General features: G+C 62.5%; 31 protein-coding genes. 2 read left to right on the top strand and 29 right to left on the bottom strand.

Translation table 11 applies throughout. The features are described 5' to 3' along the window. The first annotated feature begins 383 nt into the window (after positions 1–383). Positions 384–1,514, top strand: coding sequence for a tyrosine-type recombinase/integrase (locus HTZ84_RS22495; RefSeq protein WP_174682876.1), 1,131 nt, complete (start codon positions 384–386; stop codon positions 1,512–1,514). A 62-nt stretch (positions 1,515–1,576) separates the two neighbouring features. Next, positions 1,577–1,954 (top strand): hypothetical protein, encoded by a 378-nt coding sequence (locus HTZ84_RS22500; RefSeq protein ID WP_174682877.1) that lies wholly within the window; start codon positions 1,577–1,579, stop codon positions 1,952–1,954. A gap of 317 nt (positions 1,955–2,271) precedes the next feature. Here the strand turns inward: HTZ84_RS22500 and HTZ84_RS22505 are convergent, their stop codons facing one another. The 29 genes from HTZ84_RS22505 to HTZ84_RS22685 form a co-directional block, all read right to left on the bottom strand. Next, a complete protein-coding gene (locus HTZ84_RS22505) occupies positions 2,272–2,637 on the bottom strand; it encodes a helix-hairpin-helix domain-containing protein (RefSeq protein ID WP_174682878.1) in 366 nt (121 codons plus the stop codon). A 4-nt stretch (positions 2,638–2,641) separates the two neighbouring features. Further along, complete coding sequence (locus HTZ84_RS22510) at positions 2,642–3,322, bottom strand: hypothetical protein (RefSeq protein ID WP_174682879.1); 681 nt, start codon at positions 3,320–3,322, stop codon at positions 2,642–2,644. Further along, entirely contained in the window at positions 3,319–3,615 is a 297-nt protein-coding gene (locus HTZ84_RS22515) for a hypothetical protein (protein ID WP_174682880.1), read from the bottom strand. The genes HTZ84_RS22510 and HTZ84_RS22515 overlap by 4 nt, the downstream gene beginning before the upstream one ends. Then, the gene (locus tag HTZ84_RS22520) at positions 3,612–4,055 is read right to left on the bottom strand and encodes a hypothetical protein (RefSeq protein WP_174682881.1); all 444 of its coding nucleotides are present in this window, start codon (positions 4,053–4,055) and stop codon (positions 3,612–3,614) included. The genes HTZ84_RS22515 and HTZ84_RS22520 overlap by 4 nt, the downstream gene beginning before the upstream one ends. Then, positions 4,052–4,396 (bottom strand): hypothetical protein, encoded by a 345-nt coding sequence (locus tag HTZ84_RS22525; protein WP_174682882.1) that lies wholly within the window; start codon positions 4,394–4,396, stop codon positions 4,052–4,054. Before HTZ84_RS22525 ends, HTZ84_RS22520 begins: the two co-directional genes overlap by 4 nt. After that, complete coding sequence (locus HTZ84_RS22530; protein WP_174682883.1) at positions 4,393–4,806, bottom strand: hypothetical protein; 414 nt, start codon at positions 4,804–4,806, stop codon at positions 4,393–4,395. Before HTZ84_RS22530 ends, HTZ84_RS22525 begins: the two co-directional genes overlap by 4 nt. Next, a complete protein-coding gene (locus tag HTZ84_RS22535; protein WP_174682884.1) occupies positions 4,803–5,033 on the bottom strand; it encodes a primase-helicase zinc-binding domain-containing protein in 231 nt (76 codons plus the stop codon). Before HTZ84_RS22535 ends, HTZ84_RS22530 begins: the two co-directional genes overlap by 4 nt. A 49-nt stretch (positions 5,034–5,082) precedes the next feature. Further along, positions 5,083–7,248: a hypothetical protein gene (locus HTZ84_RS22540; RefSeq protein ID WP_174682885.1), complete on the bottom strand. Its 2,166-nt coding sequence runs from the start codon at positions 7,246–7,248 to the stop codon at positions 5,083–5,085. A gap of 109 nt (positions 7,249–7,357) precedes the next feature. Beyond that, positions 7,358–9,091: a hypothetical protein gene (locus HTZ84_RS22545; RefSeq protein WP_174682886.1), complete on the bottom strand. Its 1,734-nt coding sequence runs from the start codon at positions 9,089–9,091 to the stop codon at positions 7,358–7,360. Continuing rightward, positions 9,088–10,092 (bottom strand): hypothetical protein, encoded by a 1,005-nt coding sequence (locus HTZ84_RS22550; protein WP_174682887.1) that lies wholly within the window; start codon positions 10,090–10,092, stop codon positions 9,088–9,090. The genes HTZ84_RS22545 and HTZ84_RS22550 overlap by 4 nt, the downstream gene beginning before the upstream one ends. Further along, on the bottom strand, positions 10,085–10,324 hold the full coding sequence (locus HTZ84_RS22555) for a winged helix-turn-helix domain-containing protein (RefSeq protein WP_174682888.1): 240 nt from the start codon (positions 10,322–10,324) through the stop codon (positions 10,085–10,087). Before HTZ84_RS22555 ends, HTZ84_RS22550 begins: the two co-directional genes overlap by 8 nt. Before the next feature lie 240 nt (positions 10,325–10,564). Then, positions 10,565–12,664, bottom strand: a complete 2,100-nt coding sequence (locus HTZ84_RS22560) for a helicase HerA domain-containing protein (protein ID WP_174682889.1) — start codon at positions 12,662–12,664, stop codon at positions 10,565–10,567. A 29-nt stretch (positions 12,665–12,693) separates the two neighbouring features. Next, complete coding sequence (locus HTZ84_RS22565) at positions 12,694–13,293, bottom strand: hypothetical protein (protein WP_174682890.1); 600 nt, start codon at positions 13,291–13,293, stop codon at positions 12,694–12,696. A 2-nt stretch (positions 13,294–13,295) separates the two neighbouring features. After that, positions 13,296–13,556, bottom strand: a complete 261-nt coding sequence (locus HTZ84_RS22570) for a hypothetical protein (RefSeq protein WP_174682891.1) — start codon at positions 13,554–13,556, stop codon at positions 13,296–13,298. A gap of 1 nt (position 13,557) precedes the next feature. Next, on the bottom strand, positions 13,558–13,752 hold the full coding sequence (locus HTZ84_RS22575; protein ID WP_174682892.1) for a hypothetical protein: 195 nt from the start codon (positions 13,750–13,752) through the stop codon (positions 13,558–13,560). Continuing rightward, a complete protein-coding gene (locus HTZ84_RS22580; protein WP_174682893.1) occupies positions 13,752–14,711 on the bottom strand; it encodes a hypothetical protein in 960 nt (319 codons plus the stop codon). The genes HTZ84_RS22575 and HTZ84_RS22580 overlap by 1 nt, the downstream gene beginning before the upstream one ends. After that, the gene (locus HTZ84_RS22585) at positions 14,712–14,939 is read right to left on the bottom strand and encodes a hypothetical protein (RefSeq protein WP_174682894.1); all 228 of its coding nucleotides are present in this window, start codon (positions 14,937–14,939) and stop codon (positions 14,712–14,714) included. It lies immediately after the preceding gene. A gap of 9 nt (positions 14,940–14,948) precedes the next feature. Further along, complete coding sequence (locus tag HTZ84_RS22975; protein ID WP_254611867.1) at positions 14,949–15,647, bottom strand: hypothetical protein; 699 nt, start codon at positions 15,645–15,647, stop codon at positions 14,949–14,951. 194 nt (positions 15,648–15,841) lie between these two features. Further along, positions 15,842–16,096, bottom strand: a complete 255-nt coding sequence (locus HTZ84_RS22595) for a hypothetical protein (protein ID WP_174682895.1) — start codon at positions 16,094–16,096, stop codon at positions 15,842–15,844. After that, complete coding sequence (locus HTZ84_RS22600; RefSeq protein ID WP_174682896.1) at positions 16,096–16,503, bottom strand: hypothetical protein; 408 nt, start codon at positions 16,501–16,503, stop codon at positions 16,096–16,098. Before HTZ84_RS22600 ends, HTZ84_RS22595 begins: the two co-directional genes overlap by 1 nt. Positions 16,504–16,593: 90 nt before the next feature. Then, on the bottom strand, positions 16,594–17,658 hold the full coding sequence (locus tag HTZ84_RS22605) for a hypothetical protein (protein WP_174682897.1): 1,065 nt from the start codon (positions 17,656–17,658) through the stop codon (positions 16,594–16,596). A gap of 102 nt (positions 17,659–17,760) precedes the next feature. Continuing rightward, a complete protein-coding gene (locus HTZ84_RS22610) occupies positions 17,761–18,741 on the bottom strand; it encodes a hypothetical protein (RefSeq protein WP_174682898.1) in 981 nt (326 codons plus the stop codon). Beyond that, entirely contained in the window at positions 18,738–19,364 is a 627-nt protein-coding gene (locus HTZ84_RS22615; RefSeq protein WP_174682899.1) for a hypothetical protein, read from the bottom strand. The genes HTZ84_RS22610 and HTZ84_RS22615 overlap by 4 nt, the downstream gene beginning before the upstream one ends. Beyond that, positions 19,361–20,569 carry a glycosyltransferase gene (locus HTZ84_RS22620; protein WP_174682900.1) on the bottom strand — a complete coding sequence of 403 codons (1,209 nt, stop codon included), beginning with the start codon at positions 20,567–20,569 and terminating at the stop codon, positions 19,361–19,363. The genes HTZ84_RS22615 and HTZ84_RS22620 overlap by 4 nt, the downstream gene beginning before the upstream one ends. Next, positions 20,566–21,540, bottom strand: coding sequence for a glycosyltransferase (locus HTZ84_RS22625; RefSeq protein WP_174682901.1), 975 nt, complete (start codon positions 21,538–21,540; stop codon positions 20,566–20,568). Before HTZ84_RS22625 ends, HTZ84_RS22620 begins: the two co-directional genes overlap by 4 nt. A 20-nt stretch (positions 21,541–21,560) precedes the next feature. After that, a complete protein-coding gene (locus tag HTZ84_RS22630) occupies positions 21,561–21,728 on the bottom strand; it encodes a twin-arginine translocase TatA/TatE family subunit (RefSeq protein WP_174682902.1) in 168 nt (55 codons plus the stop codon). Positions 21,729–21,794: 66 nt separating this feature from the next. Further along, positions 21,795–22,649, bottom strand: coding sequence for a class I SAM-dependent methyltransferase (locus HTZ84_RS22635; protein ID WP_174682903.1), 855 nt, complete (start codon positions 22,647–22,649; stop codon positions 21,795–21,797). Positions 22,650–22,736: 87 nt separating this feature from the next. Further along, positions 22,737–23,441 carry a hypothetical protein gene (locus HTZ84_RS22640; RefSeq protein ID WP_174682904.1) on the bottom strand — a complete coding sequence of 235 codons (705 nt, stop codon included), beginning with the start codon at positions 23,439–23,441 and terminating at the stop codon, positions 22,737–22,739. A 6-nt stretch (positions 23,442–23,447) separates the two neighbouring features. Then, positions 23,448–23,834: hypothetical protein (locus HTZ84_RS22685; protein WP_217468461.1), on the bottom strand; the 387-nt coding region annotated here is incomplete at its 5' end.

Here is a 23,834-nt window from a genome sequence, read left to right on the forward strand (position 1 = left end):
ACCCGATAGAGCCGATACAGGAATTACTTGTCTAAATACCAGTTTAACCAAGGGACTTTACTAGGGTCGAAGCTGTAGGGGACAGTGAGGATCATGCCAGAGAGAAATTCAGGGGGTTCGGCCGGAGAATCGGGCCACCCTCGAGAGCACACGCAAGCACCGGAGATGATCGGTACCCCTGCCGGCGCCCATCCGGTCGATCCGTTGCTATCAATCGCATCGTTTACCGCTGCAATCGGCGCGTCGATCGCATGGGTTCATCCGGCGACGAGCTACGATCATATCTTCCCAGTGGTCATATTCCTTGGACTTATCATGGCGGGTCTGTTTGGATTCCCGATTGCTGAGGCCATCTACGAGAGCCTATCGAGTAAGCGGAACGCATGACTCGAGACCGCAACCCCGAGGGCACGACCGTCCACGAAGCCATCGAGGACTACCTGCGATACAAGATCAAAGCCGACGGCTCGGAGACGACAATGCGCTCGCCACTCGAGTCGTTCGCCGACCACTGCGAGGACGACCGCGGCGCCGATCGCGTCGGCGAGCTGTCCGACCAGGATATCCGCAGCTACAGCGAACACCTCTACGACCGCGTCATGATCGACGAGGAGCTTGCGGCGTCGACGGCGAACGCGTACTTCGCCTACGTGCGGGCGTTCCTTTCGTGGTGTGTCCGCGAACAGCACCTCGAGCAGAACCCGGCGAATACGAACACGGCGATGGACCCGCTCCCCGAGGACGACGGGAAGCGGAAAACGCAGTACTGGTCAGACGAGAACAGACGGCAGCTCGTCAACTACGCGACCAAGCGCGTCGATATGGCGCTTGAGGGAACGATCCGTACCGATCCGAAAGCGGCGCTTCGCGACCGGGCGATCGTGGTCATGCTCGGCGGGACCGGCGCTCGCGGGGCCGAACTGTTCGCCGACCCAAAAGACGACAAACGGCCCGGACTCCGGTGGTCGGACGTCGATTTCGAACAGCGACTCATCGAAGTGTACGGAAAGTCTCGCGAGTACGAAGAGGCGCCGTTCCCCGATAGTGTGCACAACGTCCTCGAGCGATGGTATGACTATCTCGAGCCGCCGACCGACGAGTGGCCTGTCTTCCCGACCGGCCACTACGGTTCGAAAGAGGACGTACTGGTGTCCGAACTCGGCGAAGAACGGGTAAACGCGGCACTCGAGGGCAGGGGTGACACGGGCAAGACCGCGGTTCTCGACCGACTGCACCGTGAGCATGAGGTCCCGCCGCCGTCGATCTCGAAAGAGGGCGTTCGCCGACTGTTGAAACGACTCACGAAAGAGGCGAACATCGACCCCGACGGCGACTACGACTATCTCACACTCCACGGCGCACGACGGGCGCTCGGCCGCGACCTGTACGCCAACGGCATGTCTGAAAAGGCCCAAGAGGCGTTACGTCACAAGTCGATCGAAACCACGCACGAAGCCTACTCAGATACGAAGATGAAGGAAGTCTCTGACAGTATCGACGAAGTGCGGGAGTAGTCGTTCACTTCCACCCCGGTCACGGAACTCATTAATCCGCCGCGACTGTACGGAAGACTGTCATGCAACGAACCGACATGGGCCAGTGGGAGGACATCGCAGCGGCGATCAACGACCTCGAAGCGGCGCGACGTGACCTACTGGACGAACTCACGAAAAACGGAAACGTCCCGAAAACAGCCTACGGGGACCAGTACCGGCGAATCGGCGACGCGACAACGAAACTGAAATCGGATCTTGAAAACCGGATGTTCGATGAACACTCGGACGACGCTTCAACAGACGTGTTTTATGGCTCGGACGGGGAAACAGTAATCGAAATTCCCGAGGACCTTGCAGCGCGGATTCGGGCCGATCTCGACGACGGACAGACGTTCGATGACTGGGTCGAAGCGGCGACAATGGAGCGAATCGAATACGAGACTCAGACCGACGACTGATTCTACCCCCGAACCCGCTCGCGAACCGACACTATTCCAACGGGCCAACCGTTCACAATTCTGAGATCACCCGCTCCACCCCTCAAACGCGTGCTCTCAATGCGCTCGCGTTCGTCTCGAGTCCGGTAACTCTCTATCTACCCGCACTGTCGGGACTGATTCGAGCGACTACGACGCGGCGATCGGCACCGAGGTGCCACCGCCGGCCAGTACCGACGCCCGACAGATTCTCGAGCGGAGTGGAATCAGACGCGACAGGACCAGCGCACGCGATATCGGAGTCCCGACAGGAGGACACCGAGGGACTGGGTGCGACGCTATTCTCGCACTCGCTCGAGGACGGCCGCGGCCAACTCTTCGCCGATCCCCGGCACGCCCTCGAGTCGCTCCTGGTCGGACGCTCGCAGCTCGTCCAGTGAGTCGTACTCGCGGGCGATCGCCTTCGATGTGTCCGGCCCGACACGGTTGACGTCCTCGACGACGGTCCGAATCTGTTCGTTGCGGTCGTCTATGTGGAACTCGAGGCGGCGTTCGTACTCCGCCAGATCGATCTCGCCGTTTACGTGGGCCTGTTTGGCCGCTTCGATCGGGTCGGGGTCGCTTTCGAGGCGGTCGCGGACGGCGCTGGCACAGACGACAGTGAGAACGAGGATGTAGACCAGCGTCTCGAGGGTCTCGAGCATAGGCCTAGAAGTCGAACGTCCATTTGGCCCGCGCGTCGGCACCGTCATACGTGACGTTACACCACCGACTCGCCACCTCGAAGGCCGGGAAGCGACCGTCTCGGCCCTGTTGCTCGGGATACGTGTAGGCGAGCACGGTCCGCGTCCCGTCCTGATCGACGAGTCGGTAGTAGGTCGGCGACTCGTCGAAGCCCGTCGTCAACGGTTGCACCTCCCGGGAGTCGGTCGCCTCGCCGCCGTCGGCGAGCCACCGCTCTGGCGGCACTGCCTCGGCTGGGTTCTCCGGTTCCATGGAGTAGTCCGAGGCCTCGGCGCGCAGTTCGATGTACGGCGTCCACAGATACGCGCCGTCGCTGGCGACGACCCACTCAAACTCTTCGTCGGGGATGCCCTCGGCGGACCCGTCGACGGGGTCGCCGAAGTAGACGCCGAGTTGCGGGCTCGCGTAGGTAAAGACAGCGCTCACATGGAGCCCGTCGGCGTAGATCACCGCGCCGTGCTCCTCGGTGCGCCGGTAGCCGCCGTGCCACTCTCGAGCGTCGGTCGTGACTGGTTCGGGCGTGTAGGTCGGACTTGAGTTGTTGTCGGTCGGTTCGTCGGCGTCGGTTTCGTTCCGCCCGAAACAGCCGGCGAGGCTGGTGATGGCGGCGATACTGGCGGTCGTAAGGTAGCGGCGTCTGTTCATGATTCGGATGGGTCAACGTACTTGAACCCGCGCGTCACGGGCTCGGCTGGCAGCTCCTGGTCGCAGCGCTCGAGCGGTTCGAATCGCAACTCGCCGTCGACACACTCGCGGACCTCGCCGCGGGCGTGGACGCGATCGCCGTCGGTAAAGAGGACGGTCGCGCCGGGGCCGGTCTGGCGGGGTGTGCCCGAGACCGTCCAGAACGCGTAATCGTGGTGGTCGGGGATGTTCTCGGCGAGTTTGTGTTCCGTTTGCTCGCGAGCGGCGTAGATCAGGACGTCTTTCTTACTCACTCTGACTCACCCCAGTCTTTGTAGTCCATCCAGAGGTCGCGTTCCGTCGCGCCGTCGTCGACTCGCGTCATAGCGTCGATCGCCACGTCGACCGCGTCGTCGAACGAAAACCCGCGACCGAGACACTCTCCGCCGTTCCATCGGTTCTCCGAGGCGTACTCGACCATCCACGCGCCGTCGTAGGGCTTGAGCTTGACGTAGGCCCCGTCGCCACTCCCACGTTTCCAGATTGTGAGCCAGTAGCCGGTTCGGCGCGTCCACGCGGTCGGCCACGGACCGCGCGGGTGGTTTTCGTGCCGTAACTCCCACCCCTCGGGAATCTGGTCAGGGTCGATCGGTTCCCCGTAGCGGCGGAGTGCGACGCGAAGGCCGGTCAGCACCTCCTCGAGTTCGCGTGTCTGAATCTCGAATCGGAGCGGGCCGAATCGGTGCGTGCTCATGGGCCCTCCGTCAGATACTCGTACCGCGGACTCACCCAGACCCAGTCGGACACGTCGCGGTCGTGCATATATTCCTCCGCGAACTGCCGATCGGCGATGATCTCCGAGTCGGCCTCGAGCGACAGGCCCCACGATTCCCGTTCGACGCTGGCGGTCTCGAGGCCGTAGGCGTACACAGTGCCGTCGTCGCTACTCATGCGAAGCCGCCGGTCGCCGTCGACGCCGAGCAGACCACACTCGACGTGCTCTTTCTTCGCGAGCACCTTCCGGTTGCCGTCGGGAAGGAGGTGTTCAGGGAACGATTCGAGCGTCTTTGATGCGATGGTTTGGTTGCCTCTCATGCAGTGTCTTCCGCGAGCCCAAGATCCTCGAGTATGCGTTGCGTCCGCTTGCTCGGCCGATCGTAGCCGGTCATGAAGGATCGATGCCGCCCCTCCGCGTAGGGAATCCCGGCGGCATCGGCGGCGTCCTCGAGCCCGAGGTCGATCCACGGCCCGGTCTCGCCGTCGCGGAGATACCAGTGCGTGCCGCTGGCGTCGGGATTGACGTCTGACCAACTCAGACAGTAGATCCGCAGGTCGGTCTCGCGCCCGTCTTTGGCGTGGTAGTACGCTTCGGCGGCCGGATAACAGAGACCGTCAACCGTTCCCTCGCGGCCGTCGTAGCGGTTCTTCCGTAGGTCTGGGTTCTCGCGAGCGTATTCGCGGATGCGCGCCGCTGTCTGGTCAGGTTCGGCGAGGATCTCGGTCACTCTGAACCACCGCCTTCGGGACTGCCGGGAACCGGCCGCCCGACTTGAATCGTTCCGGCCTCGCCACACGACCGGCACTCGAGGGCCAGCGTGTTATCGGTCCGATCGGCCCGCGTCCAGACGTCCCGCGAGCCGCAGTTCGGGCACGCTGTCCAGTCGCGGAGTTCGTGTTCATCGAGTCGCTCGACGTCGATTTCTGTCGGTTGCTGTTCGGTCGTGTCTGTCATAGAATGTGATTTTGCGGAGTGGTCCTAGAACGTTTCCCCGACTACTCGGCTAGGAGACCGGCACGTACTGCCCGTCACGAACGCCGATATCCTGCCGTTGCTCGAGCCACTCGAGCGTCGGGTCGATCAACTCCTGTGGATACTCATCCTGCAATTCGTCCTCGAGTGCCTCGCACTCGACACCGCCCTTCTTCTCGAGGGTTGCCGTGACGCGGGTCGCCAGATCGCCACGCACCGATTTCAGTGCGGTCTCTTCGTCGACAATGCCGCTGTCGACCAGCCGCTTGTAGTAGGCGTGTGCGAGCAACTCCGGCGTCTCGCCGGTTTCGAAGCGATGGTTCACGATCCGCTGGATATCTCGGAACAGTCGCTTCGGCTCCGACGTAGCCAGCGGCCGCCCGTCGACGCGGGCAATGTAGATCGCCTCGCCGTTGGCGTCGAACACCGGCGCGTCGGGGATCTCGACGACGATATCCGTCGGCGGGCGTCGCTGTCGCTCCGGTTCGCCGAGTCCGAGGCCGTAGCGACGCCATGCGCGGCGGGCGGCAAGCGCGACCCCCGCGGTCACGACGCCGAAGACAGCCGCCCCCAGCGTTGCGTCTGTTCTCGAGAGCACGATCGCAAAGACCGCGCCACCGACGAGATAGGGCGCGCTCCGAACGAACGCCCGCCCGGCACGCACGCGACCGCGCTCATACAGGAGCTGGGCCGACCGCACACCGATGCCGGCGACGGCCGCCGTAATGAGCGCTGCCGTCAGCGAGACGTAGGCCCAGCCAACGAGGAAGCCAAGCGCCACGGCGGCGATCGGAATCCCGCGAGCGAAGCCGGCACTCTGGATGACGCGGACCGCGACCCAGTGCCGGAAGGCCCGGAGGTGTTCGGCCGCTCGGCCTTCGGCGTAGGTCGACAGATAGGCCACGACGGCGATCGGAGCGCCAACGATAGCCAGCCGGCCCCACCACGGCGCCGCCGACAGCGCGGCGAACGGCCGGGCCAGCGCGCCTGTAAGGACGGCCCGACCGGCCAGCCACATGAGGATCGGAATCGTCACGACAAAGGCCGCGCCCAGCAGTTTCCGCGCGACGAGATACGCCGCGACGGCAGGCTGGGCGGGTTCGCCGCGCCACTCCTGGTCGGTCGCGTCGAGTTTCGACTCGAGCATCAGCGCCGCGTCGTAGGGATCGTACTCGAGGGCGCCCGCGAACGCCTCGTCGATGTTCGCCTTGGTTGCGTCGTCGACGGACTGCTCGAGGGATAGGAGATTGTCGGCCGACAGCGGTTCGACGTCGTGGCCGTCACGGCCCAGCGGATCCATATTCGCGGCGTCGAAGATTCGGCCGAGAACACTCCGAACGCCCCAACCGGCGGCGAGTGTCGCCCCGACAGCCATAACGACGAGTCCCGCTCGAGCGGAGACGAGTCCAACGACCGCACTGGCCGCCCAGATTCCGAACATCCATTGGCCGACGCGTTTGCACAGCGCCCGGCGGTCGGGGTACAGCGTCGCCGAGAGATCCTCCTCGGTGATGTGATTCAGCCATGCGAGGGCGACGGCGCCACCGATCAACACCAGCCCCAGCGGGAGCCACAGCGTCGTCATCGCCTGTCCGACGAGGACCACGACCGACAGCGCGAGCGCGACGACCGTGCCGCCGGCCGGCACCGTCGTCTCGAGAAACCAGACGCCTAAGTCGAGTAGCGACCCAACGGCGTTGATCGCCGACCCGGCCGACAGTCCCGAGTCGGAGACGCCGAACGCACGTTCCCACCATGCCAGCGGGAGCGACGCAAGCAAGCCGAGTGCGAGCACAGCGAGCCCTTCGACGGTCGCCCGGATCGCCAGCGGCGGGACCGACGGGAGACGGGACTGTACCCACTCGCGGACGTCGGCCATCGCGGCTCGAACCCCACCAGTTTCGGCCTCGAGACCGCCCTTCGCGCCCATTGCTTTCGCGACGGTTCGGAATCGGTCGGCCCGGTCCTCGTCATCGGTAATCGTGACGCGGTGCCACGTCGTCCCGGCGATCGCCGGCCGAATCTCTCGGAGGTGCCGGCGTTGGTCATCATCAAGCCACGAGTACCGCATGTACAGCCGAAGGCCGATGTAAGCTGACAACACCAGCACGAGGACGACCCACGAGATTGTCTCCTGCCAGTGGGAGACGTCGCCGGTCGAAATGTTCGTCGTCTCGAGGAGGACGTTGCCGATCATGCTGGACCACCTGCAAGATGCATTGCGATCGCCCAGATCGATGACGAGAGCGCGAAGCCGAGAATAATGAGTTTGAGGTCTCGGTACCCATCATGTCCCGTTTCGGCCGTCACGACGATGCACCTCCGGTCGGGTCGTCGAAGCCGATCGACACGCCGCCATCGAGGCCGTCGATATCGCTCTCGTCGATGACCGATTCGGCGCTGTTGTCCGAGCGCTGTCGGCCGCCGTTGCCCTTCCGCTCGGCCATTTCGTCGCGGAGCTTGCTGTTCGGGTCGAGTTCTTCGGCGATCCAGTACAGCGCCTTCCGCTGCGTGTCTGCGACGGGGAAATCAGCCTTATCGGCCATGACGCTGTCCATTTCGCACATGAACGAGAGAAGGTCCATTTCCTCGCGGACGTTCCCTTCGGCGTCGGTGTACAGCGGGTGGTTACAGACGAACTCGAGGAGTTCACCCAACACTTCGGCGTACTGTTCTTCGCTTTCGAAGTCGCCGGGGATGTTCGGGTTGATCTCGCTAATCAGCTCGGCGTCGCTGATATCGTGGTTGTCGATCGGGAGCGAGACGTCGTCGGCGTCGATGGACACCGAATCCTGAAACACGCGCATATCGAGGTGTTCGCCCGGCACGGCGCTGATTAGTGCTCGGTCCGCGCGGTCGTCGTAACGCAGGGTTGCGAGGTCGACCGTTTCAACAGGGTCGCCGCCGTCGGCTGCCACTTCGCCACCCGGCAGTTTCGGCGCGTTCGCGGTCGTGATATCCCGCAACGGCACTTCGTCGGGGCCAGCGGGTGCCTCGAGCGGGTCGTCGCAGTGGTCGAGAATCGACGCGTGGACGGCCCGCACCTCTTGGACCTCGCCGTCGTCGTCACGATCGACAATCCCGACGTAGCCAATCTGGGACATCATCGAGAGGACGAGCCCCTTGGTGTGGGTCGGCGACCGCATCAGGAGGTAGTTCTTGTGAGCGATCCACGTGTTCGGGCCGAACAGCTTCGTCATCGCACGGGAGATATGGTCCGGGTAGAGGTCCGTCATATCGTTCTGTTGGAAGATGCGTTTGGCCTTCTCGAGCCACGCACGGTCGCGTTCGGTCTGGAGGTCGTCGAACTGCTCGAACTGCTGGTCGGTCTTGTGTTTCCGCCGGTAGCCGACAGCGACGCCGAGGGCCGAAATCAGGAGGAACGTCGCGAGAACGACGAGCCCGCCGGGTCGGAGCGTCAGCATGACGATCGTCGCCTGGATGTCCTGCCGGAACGTCTGGAACGGCGAGGCGAAGAACTCCGCGTAGGTCAGCCCCTCCGAAATGGTCTCTCCCGGCGGCTGCGTCGGGTTCACTTCGCGAGCCGCGGACGACGCTTCAGACCAGTTCTGGGCGTCGTTGCGCGTGGACTCGAGTTCCGCCGGCTGGTGATGTTCCCACTCGACGTTGGACGCGCGGAGCGACGCCGCATACCGCGTCGTACTGTTGCCGTCGTTGGTGTTCCAATACAGGCCAACCGTCCCCTCGCCGGCCGGTTCGACGACGTAGACGTTGCGTTGCTCGTCGTACTCGACTGTCGCCTCGCCGTCGGCGACGCCGTAGTTCGTGACGTTTGCGTGGTCGGTGTTCGTGAGTGTGACCTCGTATCGCGGGCCGTCGACATCGTAGATCGTGCGGTTGCCGGTCCGATCGACGGCGATCGACTCGTCGTCCTCGAGCCACGATTCTTCGCGAATCTCGAGGTCGCCGCGTTCATCGCCGTAGGTCAACTCTTGGGCGGCCGCGGCCGGCGCGACCATCGAGGTCGCCAGCAGGGCGATCAACGCCAGCGTCGTCGCGAGCGTTCGGCGCCGACTCATTGCTCGGCCTCCGCGGTATCGCCAAAGTCGAACTCGGTTTCGTTGCCGGCGAACGGTACCTCGTCGGTCGTATCTTCACGCCGCTGTCGGCGTGGCCGCGTCATGCGGGCGTTCATCTGTTGAATCAGGTGCATCGTCTGCTCGAGTTGCGGAATCTGGAGTTCTTCGCGGAGGTTCGTCGCGTCCTCGTTGTGGTCACGCAGCATTTCGACGTCGTCCTCGAGCCGCGAGACCTCGTGCTCGAGTTCGTTCACCAGGCGGAGCCACTCCTCGAATGCGTCCTCGTCGAGCGTCTGTGGCTGGGTGGTCGCCCGGTGGGCGCCCTCCATGCCCTTCGCGTACTCGAGGCCGTTACTGTGAGTAAAGAGGAACTTGCCAAGATGGTCGCAGTCGGCGATCTCGGTCGTCGGGTTCAACGCGTCGCGAGCCGGGTCCTCGCCGGTGTCGTTCTTGTCCGTCCGCAGTTTCGTCGCGTCGTACGGCAGGTCGCGCTTCTGGAGTTTGCGGTTCGTAAAGGCGCCATAGGAGACGTTCCGAATCGTCTCGAACATCTTCCACGGGCCGCTCGAGCCGACGTGCTCGCCGGGACGAACCTCGATTGAGTTGCCGTCGTAGTTGATCCACTTATCGAGTTGCTTGTACGCGCGCATGCCGTCCTGCCGACCCTTCATGTAGACGACCAGCAATACGGCCAGCAACGCGAACGCGCCCAGTGCCAGCGGATTCTGATAGGCCGGGCCGAAGATCGGATACAAGTACCAGATCGCACCGACCGTCAGCAGGCCACTCGCGATGACCAGGAGCCACTGGCCGGCGGTGTTCGGCGTGTACTTTTCGCGTTTCGGCGGGTCGGGGTCGTCCCAACCATCCGGGTCGCGAATCTCGCCAGCGTCGGGATTGTCCGGGTCCTCGGAGACGTACTGGCGGTAGTAGTCGGGGACGTTCATCGGGTTTAGCCCCCGGTTTAGCGACTCCGTCAGTGGGGTTTTCTCATTACTCATCGTGCGTTACCTCGCAGTCGAGTTCGTACAGGCCGCGATCGACGCGTTCGACCAGCTCGTGATCGATGAGTCGCGTCAGCCGTTGGGAGATGTACTGTTGGACGACGCCGATCTGCTTCGAGAGGTACCGCGGCGTGCAGCGGCCTTCGGCTAACAACTCGAGTATTTCGACGTCGACGTCGCGGAGGTCGATTCCTATCTGCTCGGTATCGATCGTGGGTGCGTGTTCCATGCACAGGGAAGGTTCGTCTGACCATTGTGGTGTTGATAATTCGTTAGTTGAGGAAGCGATACGACTGCTGAGGCGAGTTGGCGGCGGCCGATCTACCCAGCCGCTCCTGTTGAATATTTGTCTTTCCATCATGTCAAAATTCTATCTTCCGATTCCATTGCGCGCGTGTACTAATGAATAAGCGAGTACCGCTCGGTTACAGACTGGTGGACGGGCTGACCACCCGGCGCCGTCTTGCGATTACGAACGCGACCGTTTTGTGACCGGGTCGTGCTCTGCGTTGACCGACGGCGGCGCTTCTACAGTGATTCCTTTAAATACCCACGCTCGGTTTCCACAGTCGTTTTGCTCACACCACGTTTCTTGCTCGGGTCTAAGCGAACTTGTCCGCGGGCGCTGGTCGTCTACGTCCTTCGATCCTTTGACCCACGTCTTGAACTGTTTCTCTCCAGGGTACTGGTAGTCGTTCGCCATGAACCACGATCGGGCCAAGGATGCGAGGCGGTCCTTCAGAACGCGGTCGTCGGAGTCGTTCGTCACCCGAACGAATCGGGTCCAGAACGCCTCTCGAGGGTCGAATCGGCCCTCAAACCGGAGTCGTGGCGGGATGTCTGCCGACCACGACGGCTCGTCGAGGAACTCGTCGTCTAGTTGCTTGGCTCGGTACGTGAGTCCGCTGCCGTCACGGGACGCATCGAGGTGATGAAACCGTGGCGGCGCCATTTTGATCGGGAGTTTATACCCATCAGAGTTGACGACCGCACACTCGCCGGTATCGTACTGTGCGACTTGCTCCGCGGGGTCCGTATCGTCAATCCGCGTGCGGAAGACGGTCCGCACGTCGGGCTTCTGGCCGGAGAAACAGAACACGCGGTGGAAGAGCCCGGAGACGTCGGGCGAAAGCTGTTGTTTGAACTTCTGTGTGTCGGCGATCACCTCCATATTCGCGTGTCGCATCAGGGCCAGCAGTTCCGACAGCGAGTCGATCATGTAGCCCTCGATCGTACTCTCAGAATCCTGCTCGGATTTCGATCGCGGCGCGACGGTATGGAGTTCCCGCATCACCACCGTCAGCGGCGGATAGGTGTCTGTATCCTCGAGTTTGTGGTTCATCAACAGATCCTTGCGGACGTCGTGGAGCTTGTCGATGAGATAGGAAAGGACCGCCAGCTTGTCGGACTTCTCGGCGATCATGTGCACCGTAAACGCCCCAACGTGGCGATCTCGTTGCATTAGTGAGTCCCACTCGAGGACGTGCGGACTCTGCTTGTCTCGGATGAACGATTTCGACTGTGCTGTTCGAAGCGATCGCTCGATTCGGTCAGCGACTTGGTCGCCCGCGTTCGTCTTTTGGCGAACCGTGTTCGCGAGTTCCATCAGACTCCAGTCGGAATCGTCCTGCGTGAGATAGTGGTGAGCGGATTTGATGTATCCCTGCTGGGTCTTCGTCGTGTGGGGGAGTAGCATCACGAGTTGCCGGAACGTGAGTTCGCTGGCCGGGATTGTGAACGGCGTTACGACCGGTTCCTCGCCGCCGTCATCGGTCTCTCGGAACGGCACCTCAACGCCGGCCAGCGTGTGCGTGAGCGGCGCGAGTACAGTAACGTCCGGTGGCTCGTAATCGCCAGAGAAGCCGCGCTCGAGGCCGTGGCGAACGCGATAGTCCTGCATAGCGCTGTCGTGGTCGTCCTCGACGTCGTAGACAGCATTCTCTGACTTGAAGAGGTCGACAAGGTCAATCACGGCGTGGCCCTTCTCGATTCGGTCCTCGACGAGCGTCCCAACCGCGGACGATTTCCCCGACCCCTGCGAGCCCGTCAACAGCGTCGCCTTGAGGTCGGCCTCTTCGCCCGTTTCGATCAGCTTTAGATCGCCCGTTGCGGGAGAGGTCGGTTTCACGAACCGTGTCCCGACGCGTGTTTCGTACTCGAGGGCCGGTTGCTCGCGTTGGATCGTCACGTCGACGTCGCCATTGACGGCCGCCATCGCCGTGATGTCCATGACGAGCTGGTCGAGTGCGGTCTTGTCGGCCTCGAAAATGTATTCCTCCCGGTCATTGGCCGTGATGAACGAGAGGACGGCCTCGCCGGACCACTGGAGTTCCGACGCCGAGAGCACATCATCGACGTGGTAGATATGGCTCTGTGTGATTGGAAGTAATCGCTCGAGTCGCTGGCAGTACTCGAGGATCTCGCCACGATCGTCTTGGGCCAGCGCGCCAAACAGCGCGTCGACTGTCCCTCGGATGCCCTCGCTCCGGTTTTTCCGAAGGGACTGGATCTCCTCCCCGGCACGATACGTCCCGTAGTCCGTCGAGTTCTGTTGCTGGTGGCTGCTCATGGGTTGATAACTTGTAAGTACAAACGCCGTCAGTCGTCCGCGACGCCGACCGCCGAATGGCCGCTACTGTCGGCCGGCGAACTATCGTCACTGCTCGAGTCGCCGGTGTCCCGCTCGCCCGGCGGTGTAAGACCAACGTTCCGTGCGAGTTCGTCCTCTGGTTTGAGGTACGTCGATTCCTCGAGATGCTCTTTCGCGTCGTCGAGCGCGACATGCACGCGGACGACCATCCGCGCCCACTCCTTGCGAATCAACGCCAGCGCCTCGCCGCCGTCGTGGCGCTGAAGCCACTCGGCGACCAGATCCGACGGCGACTGCCGTCCTGTGAGTTCGGTGCCGTGCTGGCGGATCGACGGCGGGACCTTCCCCTGTTTGAGCGGGCACGTCGTCCGCCAACAGGAGCACATCGCCGTATTCTCATCGAGATTCTTGCGGTAGTGAGTCAGCCGCTCGGAGACGAACTCTTCGAAGCCCTGGTCGCCGAGCACGTAGGCAAGTTCGGACTCGATTTCGGCGAGTTTCTCCTTGACCGTCTGTCGGTCGTCTTTCGATCCCTTCCCCCGGCGAAGTTTCCGCTGGACCTGCCGGTAGTTCTCCTGGGTTTCGTCGATAGTGAGTGTCTGTTCCATGTTTACACGAGGTTTCGGTGGGGTTTCTCGACGGCGATGTAGACGGCTGCCAGTCCGACTGATATCAGTGCGAGTGCGATCAACTCGGGCCGTCCCGAGCGGATGAACGTCCACGTGACGCCGATAACAACCACCCCCCAGATGATCTTTCGCCACCGTTCGATCGTATTGTACGTCCGTTCGACCTTTCCGGGCCGCAGGCGGTACAGCGTCGCAACAGCGAAGACAACCAGCACGACGAGTGCGAATGCAGCGACCGACATTTCAGAACACCCGGCTGCCGGTCTGTTTGAGCGTCCAGTAGATGATGGCGATCGCGACGACACACATGAGTGCCCACACGATCGCCCCGCCGGCACCACTCGAGAGGACGGCGCCGGCAGCGATGGCGATAACCAAGACCCACAGCAGGATGCCGCCCAGCGGCGAGACCTGCATATCAGGCATAATACGGACCATTACGCGCTGTCACCCCCGGTATCGGCGTCGCCGCCACTGTCGCCGTTGTCTTTCAGTCCGAGTCGTTCCTGAATCCGATCAACGTTCTTCAGCGCATCCCGAACGTGGCCGCCCCAGCGGTCTCGCTCCGAGCCTTTGGACTTGTAGCGGACGTTCGGTGCGTCGTCGTCGGTCGCGACGATGTAGGCCGTCTCGTTGCCATCGGTCGACCGAGTGAACCAGTAGACACCGACGTCGTCGGCCTCGCCTTTCGGGGCATTGAGCCACGTTTCGTCGGCATCGGCGCGTTCAGCGTCGTACTGGACCACGACGTCCTCCGGGTTGCCGTCGACCTCGTAGGCCGTATCCTGTGCGAGTTCGTCCTCGCTGAGATACTGCCACTCGTCGCCGCTGCCGAAGACTGACGCTCCTGTTGCCGCCTGGAGTCGCATATCGACCCACTCGACGGCCTTGTAGGACGCCGACGAGTCCTTTTGGAGCGGGAGCACGATCTCGGTCGGTTCGTCGACGTGGACGACAATCTCGAGATACTCGCCACCACGGACAGGCGTGAACTCAGCGCTGTGATCGCTGGTTATCGACTCAACACCGGACTGGGAGTACGGCATCTGGTAGTCTCGAGGGATGTGGATGCGAAGCGTCCGTTCGAAGTCCTCGTTGTAGTCGATTCGGACGTAGTTGTTCCGCACGTCCATCGGGAGCACGCTCCCGTCGGCGTCAACATCGCGCTTGTCCGTAGCGATCGCCAGTGACCCATCGACTTGGGACAGTTGCGTCTCCGTGTAGCCCTCGCTGTGGAACTCCGAGACTGCTGGGTCCTCGTCGAGGCCGTGATTGTTGTCGATCGCCAGTGTGTCGGCGTCCGAGGAGACCCCACTCGCGCCTGCAAGACCGACACCGACCGCGGCAAGAGCGAGTACCGCCGTGAGTATGAGTGTCGTCGTCAGCTGTTCTCGCATCTAGTTCACCTCCGACACCACGAGCCGGGCGACGGCTACGAAAAACAGGATGATCGGAATCCAGAGCAACAGGAGCGTCCAACCCAGTGAGATGAACGATGTCCCAATGATGAACACCCCCAGTGCGAACGCGCCGACCATCTGTTCCTGTGGGCTCTCGAGGCCAAAGGCCGCGCCGAGCCAGTACTCGCCACTCTCGATCGCCTGATCGTAGTCTATTGCTGCCATTATATCACCTTACAGCTCCCCCACGAGAATCTCGAGGACGCCCTTGCTGTCTGGGCCGATCGTAATGCCGTCCCAGTAGCGGCCTTTCAGTTCTTCGACGTACTCGCCGTTGGGAAGGGCGTGGTTCCCGTCGCCTGATTCGTCGATGAACTTCCGGCGGAACTCCATGAGGTCGTCGTCGGCCAACCGAGCGTGAGAGTCCTTGATTCCGACCTGATAATCGGGCTCGTCGGGAACTTCGATCCGCCAGTCGATCGCCGTGAACTCCTCTGCCGAGTCGTCGTAGTCGGCTTCGATGACAGTCTCGACGCGATCGCCCTCGCCGCGGATGGTTGACTCGAAGACATCAACCTGGAGCGTCGTCGTTCCGAGCGGTTCGACCTCGTCGTGTTCCGAGACGAGCCAGTTGCCGTAGTTGAGCCAGTGGTCCTCGTTGGCGACGAACTCGTTTCGCATGCCGTCCGCGAGGTTCTCGAGTGACGGCGTCTGTGCGAGCGGCGACTGGCGAGCACTTCGAAAGCCCCGAAGGAACGCGAAGATATCTCCACCTTCGACGTCGAAGCCGCCCCCGAGGAGCCCCTGCGGGGGTTCTTCGCTGTCGCTCTGCGCGCTCGCGGTCGTCGTTGCGAGGCCACCGGTGCCGATCGCCGTGAGCGTCGCACCAGTCTGTCGAAGGAATCGTCGTCGTTGTGGATCTGGGAGTGTCATGGGTTGTTGTACTGAAAACGAAGGGGGTGATGATGTGGCGAGTCAGTTGGAAGACGGAACGAAGGACCAGAGGGCGAGGAAAGCACCCTCGAGCCCCACTGGTGATTGCCCGGCACCGCGCCGGGCACGCAACCGACGGGAATCGAACCCGAACCGTGGGCCACCAGGCCCTTCGGTCGCTGGGCCGCGAGTCGTTACGCATCGGGCGGGTAGGCGTAGCGGTGGGCCTTGAGGAACAACATCGAGAGGACGGCCGGGACGAACCCGAACGTCAGTCCGCCGACGAACCAGAGGCCGATATCGACAGAGAGCCCATCGCCGAGGAGCCCCGTGAACAGGACGTGTGTCCACAGGGAGTAACCGAACAACACGACCAGGAACAGCCCGCCGTACAGCGTCAGCGTCTCCCGGCCGACGTCGGGCGTAAGCGCCGCGAGTCGGTGGCGCATCACTCGGACACCTCCGCGGGCACGTGCGCCGCAATCTCGCTCATCCGCTCGGCCGCGGCCTCGAAGGCCTCGAGTCGCGAGGCGTCGGCGAGTTCGACGTCGCCGTTGACCGACAGCGTCCAGCCGTCTCGAATCCCGTCGGTCGTCAGCCGAACCTCATGGCCCAGCGCGGGAATCGTCCACGAGTGAGCTCGCCGGGAGTCCTCGCGGATACGCCACGGGTCCGGTGGCGTGACACGCAGTCGAGTTTCGCGCCGGAGCGCATCGCGGAGGTACTCGAAGGGCTCCGAGTCGGTGCCGATGAACGGCGCGTAGCGGCGGTCGACCGTCGCGTGGGGGGTCGTCGGGCCGGTCTCGACGCCGATCTCGTGGAGCAGTGGCTCGAGGGATGGCTGTCTGGTTGCCATAAAGTCGCCGCCCGCGGGAACGATCCACGGTATGCCAGCGCGGCGAGAACGAGTAGGGGGTAGGGTAGTGTTGGTCAGTGAGCGAGCGATTCAGTTGCGAAGCGCCGAGACGGCTTCGCGAACGCCGCCGTAGCGTCGGCGGGAGCCGAACAGCACCAGCACGCCGAGCGAGAAGCTACCGAGGCCGAACGCTTCGAGACCGTAGGCGCCGAACAGGGCACGGAGACCGGGGTCAGAGTTGACCTGCATGTCAACCTGGGACTCGCCGTCGTGCTCCTCGCCGAGTTCGAGGACGAGCGCGTCCGTGCTGCCGGACGTGTCGTATTTCAGCGCCGAGGTGTCATTCGAGAAGTCGTCGGGGAGCGAGTTCGCGTAGGCCTTGACCGCCGCGCCGTCACCGAGCTGGGCCAGCGTGTCGTCAGACCACGCACCCGAGTCCAGCGAGCCGAAGTTGTCGTTGAACTGGCTCTGGACCGAGTCGTTCGCGAGGTACGTGTACACCGTCGTGTTCGAGCCGTCGATGTCCCGCGTCGTGTCCATCGAGGTCTTCTGCTCGCCAGTGAACGGCATCGTCATCCCAACAACAGGGAGTTCGTAGCCCTCGTCGTTGCTGTGCGAGAGGCCGTAGGCCTCGTTTTCGACCTGATGGTCGCCGAGGTACATCACGCTGCGTTCCATCGTGTTGTCGAGCGTGACATCCATCGTCGTCAGGTTCGCCGCGTCGTCCTCCCAGTCGCTCTGGTTGGCGATCGTGAACTTGACGGTCTTGTTCTCGCCGGCTTCCATCGGGACGGTCTCTAAGTCGTCACCCGAGATATTGAAGCCGTATTCGTCGGCCGTCGAGTTGCGGACGTAGAACTCGTCGCTCGAGTTATCGAACTCCGCGTGGACCTGCGCGTCCGAGGCGTTCGATCCCGTTGCCGGGTCCCAGACGACGAGCGCGCCGTCTTGGGCGTCGGTGTTGGTGTAGTTGATCTGTTTCGTGTCGTCTGCGCTTGCGTTGAAGTCGACCCACGTGCCGGTGTCTTGCAGGTCGGAGTCAGAATCAACGGTCGGTTCGGCTGCCGCGGCGCCGCCTGCGAACGCGCCGATCGCCGAGAGGGAGACCAGCGCGACCATGAGCAGCGTTGTGACTGTGGAACGGTTGAATTGCATTGAAGTAGTGTGTTGAATGAAGGTTGTTCGCGTGCCAGTACTGTCGTCGGGATAGCCGCTCGAGGCGGGGGTATCCCTCTGATATCTTCGCGTGTCATTGGATCACCGGTAGCCGAGTGCTTCGAGTCGGTCCGCAATGTCGTCGGTCGCATCGTCGGTCTCTGCCGGCGGCGGGCTGCCGGTGACCGTCTTATCGTCGACGCCCTCGACGGTCGCCCACGGGACTTTGCGGACCTGTGGCGTCGGGGCGCCCGGCGGATGCCCCCAGACGCCCCACGCGCCGAGTCCGTTGCCGTGGTCGGCGGTGAGTCCGATCGTCCCCTCGCAGTTGGCCGCGAGGCGATCGGTCACGTCATCGAGCACCCAGCGGAGGTTGTCCTGATACGCCTCCCAGACCTCGCGTTCGTCACGGAGACCTTCGCGGGTCTGTTCCCAGATACACGGTCCGGCTTCGCGACCGGGCTCGAGGAGGTTCGCCAGATTCGAGGCGTCGCCGATCCACTCGGGTTTCGATCGGAACGGCTGGTGGGGTTGCATGTAGTGGACGACCAGGCGATCGATGCCCAGCTCGTCGCGACGCCGCCACGCCCAGAGGGCGCGCTCGGTCATCGCCTCCGGCGGGATGGTCTCGACGCCGCCGCCGACGTCGGTCCACTCATCGTAGACCTCGTCGAGATAGCGGACGTGCTCGCCTTCGGTCACATCGACGGACATCGCGCTATCAGCCGAGTGACCTGAAAACGGGTTGGCCGTAACGTAGCCGGCCGTCCGGGCGTCGGCAGGTGCGTCGTCGCCGAACTCCCGATCAATCCAGTCGAGCGAGCACGAGGCGACCGACCAGCGCGAGCCGGTCTCGAGGCCGTACTCCGGTGCGACCTCGTCCCAGAGGTCCGTCCGGCAGGCGTCAAGGATACAGAGAACGTCCCAGTCGTCGCGCTCCCAGATGGATTCGCCGAGGAACGTATCGATGGTCCGTCTCGAGGCCCCCATCGCGAGTGTTCGGGCGCTCTCGCGAGTCGCGTCGCCGACGGGTTGGTCTTGGTAGCGTTCGCGGCTCTCTGCGAGCCAATCGCGGAACGTCATCCGGCCACCTCCACGGTATCGAACGGCCGATAGAGGATATCGTTACAGCCGGGACAGGCCACCACGGGAACGCCCTTGTGCGTCCCGAGATCGCCGTGCTGGTTGCAGTCCGCACAGACAGCCGCGAGTGGCGTGCCGCCGTCGGCGACGGCGCGGGGCTGGCCGGGCTGATCCATCGACGTCGACGATTCGGTCACGAGGGACTCGATATCGACGCCGTCGCGGAACTCCCGCCACTGGTCGGTGACGGCCTTGCGGATCGCCGCCTGTTCTTGGTCGGTCGGTGGGCGGCCCTCGCGGGCGGCAAAGTGGGCCGTCCCGATGAGGATATCGTCGATCAACTGTTCGGGGCCAGCGAAGTTCTGGCCGGCGTCGGTCTTGTCCCGGTTCTTCTGGTTGAAGATCCCGCCGCTGGTGTAGTAGTACGCAAAGGCGATCGTGCCCGTGCCGACGGTGACGATGAAATGGGGCGCGTAGTCGCCGTAGCCGTACTGGGCCAGCGCCGAGAGGCCCGTCGTGAGAAAGGTGCCGCCGAACAGGATGAGTCGGAGCAGTGTCCCCGAGGCCTCGAGCCGCATGAACCACTTCGCAAGCCATCGCGAGGCGAGATTGTCCGTCGTCACTCCGATGCACCTCCGTCAGCCCGTAGCGGTTCGGGCGTCGATTCCGGCGTCGTGGGCTCGGTCTCTCGTTCCCACGGCGTCGTCACGCGGCTGCGTTCCTCGGCCTCGGCGACGGCTTCGCGCATCCCCGTGCGGAACTGCTCGACCGAGAACCGTTCGGCGAACTCGGCGATGCGATCCTCGGACCACGAGACGCCCTCGCGTTCGAAACGCCGAATCGTCATCCAGAGGTCGTTGCCCTCGCGCTCGAAGGTGTAGCCGTTCGCCCCGCCCATGATCTGGTACTGCGTGAAGCCTTCGTTGACGCCGATGACCGGCGTGCCGGCGGCCATGCTCTCGACGGGCACCATGCCGAAGTCCTCGTTGAGCGCCGGGTAGACGTGGGCTTTCGCCGCGGCCATGAGCCGCTGTTTCTCAGATTCACTCACGTAGCCGAGGAACTCGATGTTGTCGCCGGCCAGCTTCTCGAGGCGCTTGCGGTCGGGACCTTTGCCGGCGATCTTGAGTTGGTGGGAGGAATCGAGTTGGTTGAACGTCCGAATCAGGTCATCAACGCGCTTGTGCTCGGCGAGTCGGCCAAGATGGAAATAGAAGCCTTCCGTGTGGGCGTCGTCGGGAGCGTACTCGTGGGTTCGAACCGGTGGGTAGACGACTTTGATCTGGTCCTCTGGGATGTTCCAGTACTGTCGGATTCGCCGGGCGACGAGGTCGGAGTTCGCCACGAATAGATCCGGGCGCGTGACGTTGTGCTGGTAGAGCACACGCGAGACGTAGTTGTAGCCGACCGACAGCGGGCCGAGGAGGCCCGACGAATCCACATCGTGAAAGAGGTCGTACTGCCAGCGCGGCGTCGAGTGCGTGTACGCAACGACCGTCTGGTCGTCCTCGGGAACGTACCACATCGGTTCATTGCCCGACGTGATGACGGTCTCGTACTCGGTGAGTCGGTCCTGTTGTTGCCACGAGAGTTGATAGGCGATTGACCGGGCCGCCCCGCCGCGGTCGATCATGCGTTTGGCGAGTCGGTCTGGAATCGGTCCGTAGTCGATTTCTTCGAGTTTCGACTCGAGGTCGTCGGGTTCGTTTGCGGCGTCGCGTCGGCCGACGACTAACGGTGCCTCGAAGGTCCGAGACAGTTCTTCGGCGAGTCGCTCGCCGCCGCCGCGGACGTCGTAGTCTTTGTGTGCGATTACAGTGTCAGTCATTGGGATGCCTCCGTCTGTGTGGTCTCCGTCGGTGTCTCGAGCGGTCGGCCAGTGCCGCCGGTCAGATAGCCCGTCGCGACCGCGGCCGTCACGGCCAGTAGCCACGCCGTCTCGACGAGTGGTCTCGCCGAGCGGTCGGTCACGGTTCGCGTGAGTCGCTCGGGAACCCACGTTCCAAGCAGGTCCGAGAGGTAGTCGGCCTCGGTATCGGTCGCGTCGGGGAGGAGGTCGGCGAGGACACGCTTCGAACGGCCCTGCCAGTAGGATCGTTTGAGTAACGTCGTGCGCTCGAGCTGGTAGTCGTCGACGTGGTGGGTGACTGTCGCGTCGGGATTGTACGTCACGCCGCGGTCGAACTGTTCGTGCAGACGTGCGCACAACTCGGCCTCTTCGCCCTGAATTTCGCGTCCGGGCCGCTTGCCGAGGCGTTCATCGAAACCACCGAGCGCCTCGAAGACCTCCGCGCGGAACGAGATATTGCAGCCGAACGTGTTGCGGACCTCGTGGATGCCGAGTTTGTCCGTGAATCCCCGATGCGTGGTGCCGACGAGCCACTCGAGTTCCGGCGGGACGCGAGCGGGTCGGTCGTCGGGCCACTCGGGAACGGCCGGGCCGCCCGCGGCGATCGCGCCGTATTCCTCGTAACAGCGAACGAGTTCGTCGATCCATGACTCGGCGGGCTCGCAATCGGCATCGGTGAACGCGACGATCTCGCCGTCGGCGGTCGCGGCGCCGCGGTTGCGAGCCGCCGAGAGGCCAGTCGCGCCGGGCGTGTGGTCGATCGTCACTGGTGTGTCCGCGTACCGATCTGCGAGGTACGCGGCGAGGTCTGGAGCGCCGTCGACGGTGACGACGACCTCCGGTGTATGAGTCTGTGCGAGGAGTCGGTCGATCGCCGTCTCGAGGCGGTCGTTGGGACCGGCGACCGAGAGGACGACCGAGACCTGTGGCTGGTCGGGTGTGGGTTGCATTGGTGGGTGAAAAGCGTCGGTTAGTTGTTCTCGCGCAGTTCCTCGAGTTCCTGTTCGGATTTCTCGCGGCCGAGTTCGAACTCCTTAGTCGACCGGCCCAGTGACCGGCCGAGGTCGGGGAGTTCTGACGCGCCGAACAGGAGTAGGACGATAGCGAAGATCATTGTGAGTTCTACTGGCCCAGGCATGGCTAATTGTCGGATTTCATGTGCTATTTGATTTGCCGCCACCAGTGGCGGTATGAGAATGTGGAGTTACTTGACGCGCTCTGCGACGCCAATCCCCAATTTGAGGTCACCAGCGATACGAGTCATTGGGGCACAGATTTCGGTCGTTTTGAAGTCGTCGTTGGCTTTGACCTCCGACCATACCGCCCCCACGCCGTCCGCGTGATAAATATCGTGGAAGGCAATCATCCCGCCAGTTGAAATTAGCGGTTCGTATAATTCGAAGTCGCGTCGGACACCTGATTCGGAATGGTCGCCGTCCAGAAAGAGGAAATCGATTTCGCCATCAACAAGGTCGCAGACCGTTTGTTGAGTGTCCTCCGACTGCGAGTCTGTTCGAAGGAACTCAATATCGGTATCGCGGAACGTGGCTTGGAAATCGATAGGTGTTTGACGTTCCTGAGACTGTTCTCGTGGAAGATCCATACTTACAAGTTGGGTATCCTCCGGTAGCAGTTGCGCCCAGACGTAGAGTGTCCCACCGAGCGCTGTTCCGACCTCGACGACCGTTTCTGGCTCGAGGCCTGAAACGTAGTCGGCGAGTTGTATCAGCTCCGCACGACTCTGCATTGGTCGAATGGACGCGTATTCTCCCCAGCCCGCGTAACTAAAGGCGTTTGTGACTGCTTCCGTTGCTGTTTGGCCCCCGGGGGTGGGAAGAGCGCGTGTAGAGAGCTCGTGTTCGAGGCGATTTGGGAGTAGTTTCCCAACGCGGTAGCGGGCTTCGATGAGATCCATCTGCCAGCGCTCATCTGGTCCGTAGTCGGTACGGCGCGTGATGTGGCGGTTCGTCAGGAACTGCCAGCAAGAGTCTGTGAAGCCAGATATTCCATCATCGCGCAATAGTTGGACTGTCCGCGTGTAGGCTGATTTCTCATTCATGAGTCGTCTGAGTGACCGCGTCGCAATAGTAATACCGCCCCCTGGTTGGAGCGACTGTGTGACTACATCCCAGGGTCTGTGCGGGAGTTACAGTTCTCGGATCCAGTCAAGCCACGCGGTTGCGTCGCCACTTGTATCTGGGTTGTTGAACACACGGAACCCGATACCGCCACTACCGAAGGTCGTGTCGCTTACTTGAGCCGTGCTCCCGAGTTCCGTCCCATCCTGCTGGAGCAGTCGCGCCGTCAACCCGCCGCTACTCCCCCACTGGAGTTCTTGAATGTACTGTGTATTCGTGCTCGTCGTCACCGCGACTGAATCAAGCTCCGTGAATGAACCGTCTTGCATCAGATAGAGATAGAGTGTCGATCCACTGTCGCCAAGCCAAACGAGATAACCGTCAAGGCTCGTTTCGTCCTGTACACCGTACAGCGCGCCTGCATCAGTCCCGTCCGCTCTCAGCTCGACTTCATTCCGATAGGTGTTTCCACTTGCTACTGACGGACCAGTATCCACGATCGCACGCCCCGTAGAGTCCGACGAGACCGTCCCTTCCAAGTAATACTGATTATGCATGTCGGTTGCGTTCACAACCGTATATGCCGACGTATCGAGGGCATACCCGCTGATACTGCCATCTTCGAAGTCCTCGATCGTCGTGGTGGAACTGGTTCCGACCTGTACCCATGATGAGCCGTCGTAATAGTACGCCGTTGCAGTCTGCCAAGCGCTACCGTCATAATACGATGCCGAACCTGACTGCCAAGCGCTACCATCGTAGTACTGCACCATTGTCAATCACCCATTGTTATCTAGCCAGATATCTCCCGCCGAGGACACGGAGTCAGCGGGCGTTGTCCCCTGAATAAAGACCTTATTTCCATTCAATCGGCTCGACATCTCATCAAGGGTAAATCCATTCACTAATCCAGTGTTCGAATCGGTCTTATTACCACGTAGTTCCGAGACGTTCAGTGCAGTGTTACTGTCACCGCCGAGTGCGTTCGAACCGCCCGTGAAGTTATTGTCCTTAAATGTTGCTCGTGTGACCGTCACACTACTAACATCGATATGTGGACCACTTGCCGATCCGATATCGCTATGGTTGTTGGCTATCGTTACGTCAGAAGCACCGCCCGCAAACTGGATGAAATTTATTCCTGGGTTCTGGCTCCGATTGTTCTC

Source organism: Haloterrigena gelatinilytica (genome assembly GCF_013342145.1).
Classification (GTDB): domain Archaea; phylum Halobacteriota; class Halobacteria; order Halobacteriales; family Natrialbaceae; genus Haloterrigena; species Haloterrigena gelatinilytica.

Bases quoted from the DNA above. Each gene is read 5' to 3' on its own strand.
- HTZ84_RS22605 (WP_174682897.1), bottom strand. From the start codon at position 17,658: ATGCAATTCAACCGTTCCACAGTCACAACGCTGCTCATGGTCGCGCTG.
- HTZ84_RS22555 (WP_174682888.1), bottom strand. From the start codon at position 10,324: ATGGAACACGCACCCACGATCGATACCGAGCAGATAGGAATCGACCTC.
- HTZ84_RS22505 (WP_174682878.1), bottom strand. From the start codon at position 2,637: ATGCTCGAGACCCTCGAGACGCTGGTCTACATCCTCGTTCTCACTGTC.
- HTZ84_RS22635 (WP_174682903.1), bottom strand. From the start codon at position 22,649: ATGAATGAGAAATCAGCCTACACGCGGACAGTCCAACTATTGCGCGAT.
- HTZ84_RS22500 (WP_174682877.1), top strand. From the start codon at position 1,577: ATGCAACGAACCGACATGGGCCAGTGGGAGGACATCGCAGCGGCGATC.
- HTZ84_RS22545 (WP_174682886.1), bottom strand. From the start codon at position 9,091: ATGAGTCGGCGCCGAACGCTCGCGACGACGCTGGCGTTGATCGCCCTG.
- HTZ84_RS22520 (WP_174682881.1), bottom strand. From the start codon at position 4,055: ATGAGCACGCACCGATTCGGCCCGCTCCGATTCGAGATTCAGACACGC.
- HTZ84_RS22580 (WP_174682893.1), bottom strand. From the start codon at position 14,711: ATGCGAGAACAGCTGACGACGACACTCATACTCACGGCGGTACTCGCT.
- HTZ84_RS22975 (WP_254611867.1), bottom strand. From the start codon at position 15,647: ATGACACTCCCAGATCCACAACGACGACGATTCCTTCGACAGACTGGT.
- HTZ84_RS22560 (WP_174682889.1), bottom strand. From the start codon at position 12,664: ATGAGCAGCCACCAGCAACAGAACTCGACGGACTACGGGACGTATCGT.
- HTZ84_RS22610 (WP_174682898.1), bottom strand. From the start codon at position 18,741: ATGACGTTCCGCGATTGGCTCGCAGAGAGCCGCGAACGCTACCAAGAC.
- HTZ84_RS22525 (WP_174682882.1), bottom strand. From the start codon at position 4,396: ATGAGAGGCAACCAAACCATCGCATCAAAGACGCTCGAATCGTTCCCT.
- HTZ84_RS22620 (WP_174682900.1), bottom strand. From the start codon at position 20,569: ATGACTGACACTGTAATCGCACACAAAGACTACGACGTCCGCGGCGGC.
- HTZ84_RS22640 (WP_174682904.1), bottom strand. From the start codon at position 23,441: ATGGTGCAGTACTACGATGGTAGCGCTTGGCAGTCAGGTTCGGCATCG.
- HTZ84_RS22565 (WP_174682890.1), bottom strand. From the start codon at position 13,293: ATGGAACAGACACTCACTATCGACGAAACCCAGGAGAACTACCGGCAG.
- HTZ84_RS22550 (WP_174682887.1), bottom strand. From the start codon at position 10,092: ATGAGTAATGAGAAAACCCCACTGACGGAGTCGCTAAACCGGGGGCTA.
- HTZ84_RS22630 (WP_174682902.1), bottom strand. From the start codon at position 21,728: ATGCCTGGGCCAGTAGAACTCACAATGATCTTCGCTATCGTCCTACTC.
- HTZ84_RS22585 (WP_174682894.1), bottom strand. From the start codon at position 14,939: ATGGCAGCAATAGACTACGATCAGGCGATCGAGAGTGGCGAGTACTGG.
- HTZ84_RS22575 (WP_174682892.1), bottom strand. From the start codon at position 13,752: ATGGTCCGTATTATGCCTGATATGCAGGTCTCGCCGCTGGGCGGCATC.
- HTZ84_RS22535 (WP_174682884.1), bottom strand. From the start codon at position 5,033: ATGACAGACACGACCGAACAGCAACCGACAGAAATCGACGTCGAGCGA.
- HTZ84_RS22595 (WP_174682895.1), bottom strand. From the start codon at position 16,096: ATGCGCCACCGACTCGCGGCGCTTACGCCCGACGTCGGCCGGGAGACG.
- HTZ84_RS22600 (WP_174682896.1), bottom strand. From the start codon at position 16,503: ATGGCAACCAGACAGCCATCCCTCGAGCCACTGCTCCACGAGATCGGC.
- HTZ84_RS22510 (WP_174682879.1), bottom strand. From the start codon at position 3,322: ATGAACAGACGCCGCTACCTTACGACCGCCAGTATCGCCGCCATCACC.
- HTZ84_RS22570 (WP_174682891.1), bottom strand. From the start codon at position 13,556: ATGTCGGTCGCTGCATTCGCACTCGTCGTGCTGGTTGTCTTCGCTGTT.
- HTZ84_RS22540 (WP_174682885.1), bottom strand. From the start codon at position 7,248: ATGATCGGCAACGTCCTCCTCGAGACGACGAACATTTCGACCGGCGAC.
- HTZ84_RS22625 (WP_174682901.1), bottom strand. From the start codon at position 21,540: ATGCAACCCACACCCGACCAGCCACAGGTCTCGGTCGTCCTCTCGGTC.
- HTZ84_RS22495 (WP_174682876.1), top strand. From the start codon at position 384: ATGACTCGAGACCGCAACCCCGAGGGCACGACCGTCCACGAAGCCATC.